This is a genomic window from Nocardia salmonicida, assembly GCF_036142455.1.
GTDB classification, from domain to species: Bacteria; Actinomycetota; Actinomycetes; order Mycobacteriales; family Mycobacteriaceae; genus Nocardia; species Nocardia salmonicida.
Map to the genome: position 1 here is coordinate 3,888,086 of NZ_CP108014.1, position 11,364 is coordinate 3,899,449.

At 67.5% G+C, this 11,364-nt stretch carries 12 protein-coding genes; 5 read left to right on the plus strand and 7 right to left on the minus strand.

Annotation, left to right across the window (positions count from 1 at the left end):
• Positions 1-35: 35 nt before the first annotated feature.
• Positions 36-758: a sensor domain-containing protein gene (locus OHS03_RS18455; RefSeq protein WP_328655762.1), complete on the minus strand. Its 723-nt coding sequence runs from the start codon at positions 756-758 to the stop codon at positions 36-38.
• A 255-nt stretch (positions 759-1,013) separates the two neighbouring features.
• Here OHS03_RS18455 and OHS03_RS18460 point away from each other — a divergent pair, with 255 nt between their 5' ends.
• The 5 genes from OHS03_RS18460 to OHS03_RS18480 all read left to right on the plus strand — a co-directional run bounded on the left by OHS03_RS18460 (position 1,014) and on the right by OHS03_RS18480 (position 7,663).
• On the plus strand, positions 1,014-1,958 hold the full coding sequence (locus OHS03_RS18460) for a proteasome assembly chaperone family protein (protein ID WP_328655765.1): 945 nt from the start codon (positions 1,014-1,016) through the stop codon (positions 1,956-1,958).
• A 92-nt stretch (positions 1,959-2,050) separates the two neighbouring features.
• Positions 2,051-4,549: a DEAD/DEAH box helicase gene (locus OHS03_RS18465; RefSeq protein WP_328655767.1), complete on the plus strand. Its 2,499-nt coding sequence runs from the start codon at positions 2,051-2,053 to the stop codon at positions 4,547-4,549.
• A gap of 103 nt (positions 4,550-4,652) precedes the next feature.
• Positions 4,653-5,756 (plus strand): type III PLP-dependent enzyme, encoded by a 1,104-nt coding sequence (locus tag OHS03_RS18470; protein ID WP_328655769.1) that lies wholly within the window; start codon positions 4,653-4,655, stop codon positions 5,754-5,756.
• A gap of 8 nt (positions 5,757-5,764) precedes the next feature.
• Positions 5,765-6,970 (plus strand): adenosylmethionine decarboxylase, encoded by a 1,206-nt coding sequence (gene speD / locus OHS03_RS18475; protein ID WP_328655771.1) that lies wholly within the window; start codon positions 5,765-5,767, stop codon positions 6,968-6,970.
• A 135-nt stretch (positions 6,971-7,105) separates the two neighbouring features.
• Positions 7,106-7,663 (plus strand): hypothetical protein, encoded by a 558-nt coding sequence (locus OHS03_RS18480; RefSeq protein ID WP_328655773.1) that lies wholly within the window; start codon positions 7,106-7,108, stop codon positions 7,661-7,663.
• Positions 7,664-7,701: 38 nt separating this feature from the next.
• Here the strand turns inward: OHS03_RS18480 and OHS03_RS18485 are convergent, their stop codons facing one another.
• The 6 genes from OHS03_RS18485 to OHS03_RS18510 form a co-directional block, all read right to left on the minus strand.
• Positions 7,702-7,914, minus strand: a complete 213-nt coding sequence (locus OHS03_RS18485; protein ID WP_328655775.1) for a tautomerase family protein — start codon at positions 7,912-7,914, stop codon at positions 7,702-7,704.
• 25 nt (positions 7,915-7,939) lie between these two features.
• Positions 7,940-8,680, minus strand: a complete 741-nt coding sequence (locus OHS03_RS18490; RefSeq protein WP_328655778.1) for an SDR family NAD(P)-dependent oxidoreductase — start codon at positions 8,678-8,680, stop codon at positions 7,940-7,942.
• Between the two features lie 78 nt (positions 8,681-8,758).
• Entirely contained in the window at positions 8,759-9,349 is a 591-nt protein-coding gene (locus tag OHS03_RS18495) for a TetR/AcrR family transcriptional regulator (RefSeq protein ID WP_056811317.1), read from the minus strand.
• A gap of 60 nt (positions 9,350-9,409) precedes the next feature.
• Positions 9,410-10,012, minus strand: coding sequence for an energy-coupling factor transporter transmembrane component T family protein (locus OHS03_RS18500; protein WP_328655779.1), 603 nt, complete (start codon positions 10,010-10,012; stop codon positions 9,410-9,412).
• Positions 10,009-10,689 carry an energy-coupling factor ABC transporter ATP-binding protein gene (locus OHS03_RS18505; RefSeq protein ID WP_328655781.1) on the minus strand — a complete coding sequence of 227 codons (681 nt, stop codon included), beginning with the start codon at positions 10,687-10,689 and terminating at the stop codon, positions 10,009-10,011. Before OHS03_RS18505 ends, OHS03_RS18500 begins: the two co-directional genes overlap by 4 nt.
• A 12-nt stretch (positions 10,690-10,701) precedes the next feature.
• Entirely contained in the window at positions 10,702-11,295 is a 594-nt protein-coding gene (locus OHS03_RS18510) for a biotin transporter BioY (protein ID WP_405147583.1), read from the minus strand.
• Positions 11,296-11,364 lie beyond the last annotated feature (69 nt).

Below are 11,364 nucleotides of genomic sequence, written 5' to 3' on the forward strand. Positions count from 1 at the left end.
GTCGACGGATCTGTCACCGCCCCGTGGTAGGCGCTTCAGCTGCCGCGCACGGAGGCGACGGTTGTCGCGAACATCTCGTCCACAGCGGCCGTATCCGGTTGTCCCGCACCGAAAGTCATCGATGTCACCGTGATGCGCACATCACCGATCTGCCCGATCGAGGTCTGCATCGTCTGGGTCAGCCCCGCACCACCGATTTCGGGAACCACGGTGCGCCGCAACGCTATCGCATCGTCGGTACCGGCAGGCACGGCTCGGTCGAGCACCGTCGTGACGGTGGAACCCGCACCGGCCCGCCGCACCTGGATCTGTCCGCACTCACGGAGCCGATCACGCAGCCGCGCCACCGGTTCGGCGCTCCGCGACAATTCGACGGTGAGCGTGGCCCGGCTCGCGTCATCGGATCCGACCGCCACCGCCGCGGGTTCCCCACCGGGCTCGGGCTCGGTCGGCATGCATTGTGCCGGGCTGACCGACGCACCCGCGCCGACTCCATCGAGATCACCCGCCGCGGCCGCCGCCGCCTGTGCGGGCAGCACCACCGCCGGGTACCGAGCCGGAAACCGCGATGGTGACGGCAGCAGCTCGGCCAACGAACCCTCGACCTGTCGCACCGCAACGGCGCTCTCGGCGACCGGGGTCCCGCTGACGCTCTGCGCGCACCCGGTGAGCGCGAACGCCACTGCCGCCAACCCCAGCCACCAGCGACGCAGGCCAGGATCACCCGCGCGGATCGGTGTCGCCTGCGCCACGTTCACACCGTCCACTGTGCCCCACCGCGTCGATCGGCCCGGTCCCGCCACGCCGTGTGGAGACGCACAGCACGCCCCCACGACCACCGCCGGTTGCCCCATGGCCACGGCGGTGCGGGAATGCGCGGCGCGTCCATGCTGTTGCCTACCAGGACGAGCCGTCCCCGGCCGTGTGCGACAGCACTGCTCGCGTGGGGGACAATGGAGATCCGCTTCCCCACCCCGCGAGCGATGGTGGACCGCGCAGGAAGGAGAAACGCGATGGATGACCAGTCGCATATGTACGAACTGGAGTTCCCGGCGCCGCAGTTGTCCTCGGACGACGGCGCGGGCCCCGTGCTGGTGCACGGCCTGGAAGGTTTCACCGACGCCGGCCACGCCGTGCGTCTGGCGACGACCCATCTGCGCGAGAGCCTCGAATCGGAACTGGTCGCGTCCTTCGACGTCGACGAGCTGCTCGATTACCGTTCGCGCCGCCCACTGATGACGTTCAAGACCGATCATTTCTCCGAGTACGCCGAGCCGGAACTGAACCTGTGGGCGCTGCGCGACACCGCGGGCACCCCGTTCCTGCTGCTCTCGGGGCTGGAACCGGATCTGCGCTGGGAGAAGTTCACCACCGCGGTGCGGCTGCTGGCCGAACAGCTCGGCGTGCGCCGCACGATCGGCCTCTCGGCGATTCCGATGGCGATCCCGCACACGCGTCCGCTCGGTGTCACCGCGCATTCCTCGGACCGTTCGCTGATCGGCGAGCACCAGCGCTGGCCGGGCGAGTTGCAGGTGCCGGGCAGCGCGTCGTCACTGCTCGAGTACCGGATGGCTCAGCACGGCCACGAATCGCTCGGGTTCTCGGTGCACGTGCCGCACTACCTGGCTCAGACCGATTACCCCGAAGCCGCGCAAACGCTGCTGGAGAACTTCGCCGACAACGCGGGCCTCGACCTGCCGCTCTCGGCGCTGGGTGAGGCCGCCGCGCGGGTGCGCGAGCAGGTCGCCGAGCACATCGCGGGCAACGAGGAGGTGGAGACGGTTGTCACAGCGCTGGAACGCCAATACGACAGCTTCGTCACCGCCCAGGAACGCCAGTCCAGCCTGCTGGCCGCCGACGGTGAACTGCCCAGCGGTGAGGAGCTCGGGGCGGAGTTCGAGCGCTTCCTGGCCGAGCAGGGTGGTTACGACGACACCTCCGACGACGGTAAGGCCTGACCCACCGGACCCACTAGGCGTACCTGCGCCTTCGCTCCGGCCGTGCGCGGCCGACAAGGGCTTCGCCCGCTGCGCAGACTAGGGTTGTCGGAGTGGATCTGACCGACCTACTCGAAATTCCCGGGACCGACGCCGACGCACTCTACGAGTCGTTCTCGGCGTGGGCCGCCGAGCAGGGCACACCCCTGTATCCAGCGCAGGACGAGGCGCTGATGGAGTTGGCTTCGGGGTCCAATGTCATCCTGGCGACGCCGACCGGCTCCGGAAAGTCCCTGGTGGCGGTCGGCGCGCACCTGTTCGCCATGGCCAACGGGCAGCGCAGCTACTACACCGCGCCGATCAAGGCACTGGTCAGCGAGAAATTCTTCGCGCTGTGCGAGGTGTTCGGCGCGGAGAACGTCGGCATGGTGACCGGCGACGCGGCGGTCAACGCCGATGCCCCGATCATCTGCGCCACCGCGGAGATCCTGGCGAACCTCGCGTTACGCGAGGGCGCGGCGGCCGAGGTCGGCCAGATCGTGATGGACGAGTTCCACTTCTACGCCGACCCCGACCGCGGCTGGGCGTGGCAGGTGCCGATCATCGAACTGCCCCGCGCCCAATTCCTGCTGATGTCGGCGACGTTGGGCGAGGTGGACTTCTTCGCCACCGATCTCGAAGCGCGCACCGGCCGCTCGACCACGGTGGTCGCGGGCACCGAACGTCCTGTCCCCCTGACGTTCTCGTACGTGCGCACCCCCATCACCGAAACCCTCGAAGAGCTGGTGACCACCCACCAGGCGCCGGTCTACGTCGTGCACTTCACCCAGGCGGCCGCCCTCGAACGCGCGCAGGCCCTGACGAGCGTGAACTTCGCCTCCCGCGCCGAGAAGGACGCGATCGCCGCCGCCATCGGCGAGTTCCGGTTCGCATCGGGCTTCGGCAAGACCCTGTCGCGGCTGATCCGCCACGGCATCGGCGTGCACCACGCGGGCATGCTGCCCAAATATCGCCGCTTGGTGGAAAAGCTCGCCCAGGACGGCCTGCTGAAAGTGGTGTGCGGCACCGACACCCTCGGCGTCGGCATCAACGTCCCGATCCGCACGGTACTGCTCACCGGCCTCACCAAATACGACGGTGTGCGCACCCGCAGGCTCAAAGCCCGTGAGTTCCACCAGATCGCCGGGCGTGCGGGTCGCGCGGGCTACGACACCATGGGCACCGTGGTGGTGCAGGCCCCCGAGCACGAGGTGGAGAACACCCGCCTGATCGCCAAGGCGGGCGATGATCCGAAGAAGCAGCGAAAAGTGGTGCGCCGCAAACCGCCCGAGGGTTTCGTCTCGTGGAGCGAGGAGACCTTCGACCGTCTCATCGCCGCCCCGCCCGAGCCGATGGTGTCGCGCTTCGCGGTGACCAACTCGATGCTGCTCAATGTGATCGCCCGTCCGGGCAACTGCTTCTCCGCGATGCGCCACCTGCTCGAAGACAACCACGAGCCGCGTCCCGCACAGCGCAAGCACATCCTGCGAGCCCTGCGGCTCTACCGTTCGCTGCGCGATGCCGGTGTGGTGCAACAACTTTCCGAACCCGATGCGAAGGGCCGGATGGCGCGGCTCACCGTCGACCTGCAGCGCGATTTCGCGCTCGACCAACCACTGTCGCCGTTCGCGCTGGCTGCGTTCGACCTCCTCGATCGCGAAAGTCCCACCTACACACTCGATGTCGTCTCCCTGATCGAGGCCACCCTCGAGGACCCGCGCCAGCTGCTGATGGCCCAGCAGCACAAGGCCCGTGGTGTCGCCGTCAACGAGATGAAGGCCGACGGCATCGAATACGAGGAGCGGATGGAGCTCCTGGAGGAAGTCACCTGGCCCAAGCCCCTGGCCGAGCTGATCGATCCGATGTTCGAGACCTACCGGGCCGGGCACCCCTGGGTCTCGGAGTTCGCGCCGTCCCCGAAGTCGGTGGTGCGCGACATGATCGAGCGCGCGATGACCTTCGCCGAACTGATCTCGCACTACGAACTGACCCGCTCCGAGGGCGTGGTGCTGCGCTACCTCGCCGACGCCTACCGCGCCCTGCGCCGCACCGTGCCCGACGCCGCGCGCACCGAGGATCTCGACGATCTCACCGAATGGCTCGGCGAACTGATCCGTCAGGTCGATTCGAGCCTGCTCGACGAGTGGGAACAGCTCACCAACCCGGGCGCGGAGAACGACGCCCAGCAGGTCGCGTTCGGCGCCGAGACGGTGCGCCCGATCACCGCCAACGAACGCGCCTTCCGGATCATGGTCCGCAACGCGATGTTCCGCCGCGTGGAGCTGGCCTCGCGACGCCGCTGGTACGAACTCGACCAGCTCGGCACCGGACCCGACTGGGCCGAGGACTTCGCCCCCTATTTCGACGAGTACGCCACGATCGGCACCGGTCCCGACGCACGCGGCCCCCAGCTGTTCCAGGTGGAGCAGCGGCCCGGTTTCTGGCACGTTCGCCAGGTGCTCGACGACCCGGCAGGCGATCACGGCTGGGCGCTGACGGCGATCGTGGATCTCGAGGAGTCCGACGCCGCGGGCGAGGTCGTGTTCGACGAGGTCACAGTCGCGGCAGGCTGAGTAATACCGACTACCTATGACGAATATGACGAATGTTTGACGGATTCGTTGTTGGGTAGGCGCCGCTGATAGTCTCTCCCGGCCGCCGAGGAGAAAGTTCACTGTGCCCGAATCCCCGTACCTTGTCATCGACCCCGAGCGGGTACGTGCCAACTACCGAACCCTCGATGCCGCCGTCTGCGCAGGTACCCGGATCCGGTACGCGGTCAAAGCGGCCCCGGTGGCCGAACTGATCACGCTGCTCGACGACGAGGGCGCCGAATTCGATGTCGCCAGCATCGGCGAGATCGACCAGTGCCTCGATCTCGGCGTCGCGCCCGAGCGGCTCTGCTACGGCAACCCGATCAAGAAGAGCGCCCACATCGCGCGCGCCTTCGCACTCGGGGTGCGCCGCTACGCCTTCGACACCGAAGACGACCTCGACCGCATCGCCGAGCACGCGCCGGGTTCGGAGGTCGAGTGCCGATTCCTGTCCTCGGCGCCGGAATCACGGACCCCGTTCGGCACCAAGTTCGGGTGCGCGCCCGCCGAAGCCCTGCGGCTGCTGGTGCGCGCCCGCGATCTGGGCCTGACGGTCGGCGGTCCCTATTTCCACGTCGGCTCCCAGCAGCTCGACCCCGCCGCCTGGCGGATCGGTGTCGAGCAGGCCGGTGAGATCGTCAAAGCCTTGGCGGACAAGGACATTCATGTCTCGGCGGTCAATGTGGGCGGCGGTCTGCCGATCTCCTACGCCGACGAGGCCCCCGAACTCGACGCGATCGCGGCCGCCATCACCGGTGCCGCCGCCGAGTTCCTGCCCGCGGCCACCGGCCTGATCGTGGAACCCGGCCGTGCGCTGGTGGGTAACGCGGGCACCGTGCACGCCGAGGTCGTCGGCGTGCGTTTCGCGCCGGACGGCCGGCGCTGGGTGTATCTCGACATCGGCCGATACAACGGTATGGCCGAGACCGAGAACGAGTACATCGCTTACCGCTTCGTCACCGATCGCGACGGCGATCCGGTCGACGAGGCGGTGGTCGCGGGTCCGACCTGCGACGGCGACGATGTACTGTATCAACGCACGAAGGTCCTTCTGCCGACCACGTTGCGAGCCGGTGACCGGATTCGAATCCTGCACACCGGCGCCTATACCGCGAGTTATTCGTCGGTGTCCTTCAATGGTTTTCCGCCCTTGACCGTTCATGTCTCGGGCGCTGAGCGAGAGTGAGTTTGCCCATGACGGCGGAATTCACCGGTTGGCACGTGCTGGCCGAGTTCGGTGGCGTCGACACAGCCCTGTGTGACGATCTCGAACGACTCGAATCGGCGTTGCGTGAGTCTTTGATCGCGGCGGGCGTCACCATCTGCGAAGTCGTACATAAAAAGTTCGATCCGCAGGGGGTGACCGTCCTCGCGCTGTTGTCGGAGTCTCACGCCTCGATTCACACTTATCCGGAGTCCGGCGACATCTTCGTCGACGTCTTCACCTGCGGCAGCATCGGTGCGGGCGCGACGAAAGCCGTCGAACTGCTCCGAGACAAGTTGTCCCCCACCACAGTTCGGATGCAGACGGTCCAGCGTGGCCACGGCGCCGAGAAGATCTACGAACCGGTGGGCGACGGCCTGACCCGGATCTGGGATCTGCACGAGGTGATCGTGGATACGAACACCCCGTTCCAGCACATGGTGATCGCGCGCACCGATCAGGGGATCTCCCTGTTCTCCGACGACGATCGTCAGTCCACCGAGTTCTCTCAGGTCACCTACCACGAGGCCATGATGGTCCCGGCGTTCGTGCTGGCGGAGAAGCTCGATCGGGTGCTGATCATCGGTTCCGGCGAGGGTGTGGCCTCGCAGATGTCGGTGGCGGCCGGGGCGACCCTGGTCGACCACGTCGATATCGATCAGCGCGAAGTGGAGCTGTGCGCCGAGCACCTGCCCTACGGCTACACCACCGCCGAGCTCACCGCCGCGGTGAAGCACGAGGGCCCTGTCCACGTGCACTACGCCGACGGCTGGGATTTCCTGGCGAACGCGCAGGCGGCGGGTACCCGCTACGACGTGATCGTCATCGATCTGCCCGACGAGCGCGTCGAGGACGCCCAGCACAACCGCCTCTACGAGTCGGAGTTCCTGTCCCGATGTAAGGCATTGCTCGCCCCCGGCGGCGTGCTGTCGGCCCAGGCCGGTTGCGCGACGATGTGGCGCAACGAGACGCTGAAGCGGTCGTGGGGCCGTTTCCACGAGCAGTTCGCCACCGTGGTCCCCTACGGCAGCGACGAGCACGAGTGGACCTTCCTGTTCGGCCTGAACGAGAAGATCGACGACCCGGTCCGCGGCATGCGCGACCGCCTCGCCCTGCTCCCCTACCGCGCCGAGACCATCGACGCGCGGGCACTGGAGCGCGGCGCGATCGAGCCGTACGCGTTGCGCGACCAGTAGGAATCCACACCGACAGCGGGCCGGGACGCGTGCTGCGTCCCGGCCCGCTGTCGTGGGTCCGGCGAAACCGGCACCGGCGCGCGCCGCCACTTGGCACCATGCGAGGACCGAGTTTCGACAGAATCGAGTCCGCCCATGAAGCCGACACCGTTGTCCGCGAACGGTCTGATGCCGGTCCGCTACCCGTCCGATCACCGACCCCGCCTCGACGCGCTGTCCGCGGCGGGACTCACCGAATTCCGCCGGTTGTTCGCCGCGGCACCCGATGTGACGGTGGCCGACTTCGCGCGGCTCGACGGTGACGTGACGATGCGCTCGTTCCCCGGATCGGGCGAGCGATTGCTGGGGCCGGCGATGGCTCGACCGTCGTACTTCTGGGTGGCCAAGTCGTTTCGTCACGTGGACGAGGTGGCCGTCGGCCACAATGTCTTTCGCCTTCTCGGCGGCATGCGGGCGTTGAATTTCGTCGCCACGGTGGGCGATTCCGTGATCGACGGGCGCGCGGCGGTGCTTTTCGACTATGACGATCCCCGCGTCGGCTCCCGGCGACCGGCGCGGCGGATCTACGACGAACTACGCGAGATCGAACCGGATCGGTGGCTCGGCCCGAGCTACTTCTCGACGCGCAGCAAGCGAATCTCCATGGGCTGGTTCGCACTCGACGCCTCGGTGCCCCTCGACGGACCCGCCTGAGTCGGTGAGCCGGGCGCGATCCCGGCTCACCGATCAACTCAGCCCTTGGCCGCGCGCTTCGCCCGGTATTCGGCGACGTTCAGCCCACCCACACCCCAATCCGTCAGCGGCACTTCGTCGATCACCACGAAGGTCTGGTCGGGATCCTTCCCGAGCACGTCGAAGAGCAGATCGGTGACGCCCTTGATGAGCTGCGCCTTCTGCTCGGTGGTCACCCCTTCATCGGTGACCTTGATGTTCACGTACGGCATGATCGTGTCCTTTCGATGGTGTTTTTCAGGCTGCTCGGCCGGAAATGAAGCCGCCGTCGACGGGCAGGATGTGGCCGGTGACGAACTCGGCGTCGGCGAGGTACAGCACGGCCGCGGTGGTTTCGGTGACGTCGCCGAGACGGTCCAGGAGGGCGTACCCACCGAACACAGTCTCGTTGGCACTCGCGAGCAGCGGCGTGCGCACGAAGCCGGGGGCGACGGCGTTGACGCGAATACGGTCGGCAGCCAGTTCGGCAGCCAAACTCGTGGTCAACGCGTGGATCGCGCCCTTGCTGGCCAATGGCGCGGAGGCAGGGACATCGGCGATCGCGTGCGTGACGAGCACCGTGCCGATATTGACGATGTTGCCGCCCGCACCCTGCTCACGGAGCCGTCGGACCACCGCCTGCGTGGTGAAGTAGGTGCCTTTCAGGTTGCCGTCGAGGTAGCCGGTCAGCTCGTCGGCGGTGACCTCGGTGAACGGCTTCGCCGCGAAGGTGCCCGCGTTGTTGACCAGCACGTCCACCCCACCGAATCGCTCGACCGCGGCCGCGACCAGCGCCGAACCCGTTGCGGGCGAGCCGATATCGCCGACGACGACCGCCGTGCGCTCGGGCGCGCCCAACTCCTCGGCCACCGCCGCGAGCTTCGCGGCATCACGCCCGTTGAGTACGACATTGTCACCGCGCCGGACGAAGGCACGGGCGACGTCGCGCCCGATTCCGCTGGAGGATCCGGTCACGATGGCCGTCTTGATGGTGGACATGGTGTCTTCCCTTTCATTCGATACGACCGGTCGTCTTGGAATAGACAAGCGGCAACCAGCCGGTCCGCCCGACCCCGATCAGGGCCGGAAGTAGTCGTCCAGCAGACGTTTCAGGCACTTGTGCAGCGGCTCGACCGTGCGCTGCAGCTTCATCCGGATCACGGCGCCCTCCCACGATTCGAGGAGTAGGTCGGCGAGGTCGACCGCGTCGATATCGCCGCGCACCGAGCCGTCGGCCTGTGCGGCACGCAACGCGGCCGCGACACTGTCACGCCAGGCCACCCAGGCACTCGACAGTTCTTCCCGCAGCACGTCACTGCCCTCGAGCTCGGCCGCGAGGTTCGCGAGCAGGCACCCGCCGGTGAAGTCGGTGCGCACGAACTCGGCGGTCTGCCGCGCGAAGAAGACGCGCACGCCGCCGAGGGGATCAGCGGTAGAGCCGAAGGCGTCGGCGAGATTGCGCTGGATGCACAGTGAATGATGCTCGATCACCGCTCGGGCGAACGTCTCTTTGCTGTCGAAGTAGTTGTAGAACGAGCCTTTCGGCACCCCGACCTTGTCGAGCACCTGCTTGATGCCGGTGCCGTGATAGCCGTTGGACAGCAGGTCGGCCGCGCCCTCCTCGATGAGAAGCGCTCTCGTGTCGTCGCTGCGCCGTGGTCGTGCCATGGATGGAACTATACGACCGGTCGTCTAGGAATGGCAAGTGTACGTCCACCCCACACGAGCTCAGTCGTCGTCGACACCGCGTGCGGCCAGCGCCTCACCCATCGCGTCGGCGGTCCGCAATGCCCGCACCAGCACCGGTGTGACCAGCGCGGTCGCCGACCACGACACTCCCCGCGCGCGCCGCGCCTCGCCGACGTCGTGGACGATCTGCGCCAGCAACGGAACGCACCGAATCGCCAGCGCGAGAAGCAGACTCACCCGCTCCGGGTTCACGCCGAAGCGACGCAGCGGACCTAGCGCGCGAGTCAGCGCGTCGAGCATCGCGGTGACCCGCGTGGTCACCGTGACCAGTGCCGCGAGAGCCACCGACACGAGCAATACCCCACACACCACCACGGCTCGCTGCGGCGAGGTGGTGAGTAACTGGAACACCCCGATGATCGCGGTCATCCACAGCACCGGGCGCACCTGAGCGAAGGCCACCCGCCAGGAGACGCGGGCGAGCGCGAACAGGCCGACCACCACCGCCACGGCGACCAGCACGCCGAGCGGGCCACGGACGAACACCGTCATCGCCAGGATCGAGACCAGCAACAGCGCCAGCTTCACTCCGGCGGGCAGCCGGTGCAGCAGCGAGTCGCCAGGGCAATACAGGCCGATCATTCGATCAGTTGCCGATACGCGTCGATCGCTGCCACCGGGGGACCGTCGAAAACCACGCAACCGTTGTCCAGCACCACGACTCGATCGAATCCGTCGAGCAATCCGAGCTGGTGGGTTACCACGATCACCTGCTGGTCGAGGGAGTTCAGCGCCTGCGATACCCGCCGCGCGTTGCGCAGATCGAGCAGCGTGGTCGGTTCGTCGGCCACGATCACCTCGGGCTCGCGGATCAGCGCGGAACCGATGGCCAGCAGCTGTTTCTGCCCGCCGGAGAGCAGGTGCGCCGGGTGGTCGGTGTGCGCGGCTAGGCCGAAGCGGTCGAGCATGCGCTGCACGCGGGCCGCGATCTCGGCCCTGCTCAGACCGCTGCGGCGCAGCGAGAACGCGAGGTCTTCGGCGACCGTCGGCATCACGATCTGGGTATCGGGATCGGTGAACACGAAGCCGACCTTGCGTCGCACCTGCGCGCCCTTGCGGGCGACGTCGAGCCCGTCGACGGTCACCGTGCCGGTGGCCGGCTTCAGCAGTCCGTTGAGCATGCGGGCCAGCGTCGATTTGCCCGAACCGTTGGCGCCGATGAATCCGACCCGACGTTCGGTGATCCGCAGATCGATATCGCGCAGCACGGTCCGATCACCGAAACGGTGACCCACCGCGTCGACGACGATCTCGCTCACGACGCCCGGCGATCAGGCACGGATCAGCCCGGGATAGGCGCGGTGCACACCCTTCGCGACGACCGTGGCGATCACGACCTTGGCCAGATCGCCGGGCACGAAGGCGAAGTTGGTCGACACCGCCGCCCACGGGCTGAGATCGGTGCGCACCAGCAGGCCGACGGTGCCGAACAGGTAGATGATCACGATGCCGCCGAGGGCGTTGATCAGCAGGCCGAGCACGATCGGATACTTCGGCAGGATCATCGCGGTGAGCAGTCCGATCACCAGCGTCGCCGGAATCCAGCCGATCAGATAGCCGGCCGTCGGCGAAGCCAGCGCGGTGAGGCCGGTGCGGCCGCCGGAGAGCAGGGGCAGCCCGATCATGGTCAGCGCGATGAACACCGCCACCGCGGCCGTGCCCTTGCGGGCGCCGAGGATCGCACCGGTGAGGATCACTCCGAGCGTCTGCAGTGTGATCGGCACCCCGCTGAACCCGACGGTGATCGCACCGGGCAGGCCGAGGGCGGCGATCAGGGCCGCGAACACCGCGATCTGCGCCATGTCCCGTGCGGTGAATCCGGTTGCCCGCTTCGGGGATTTCTCGACTTCGGGCACGGCAGACATCCTTCGCTACATCATTGAACGACGTTCAAAATAGCAGGCGACCAGGTCGGTGTCGCACGCGCAGGCACC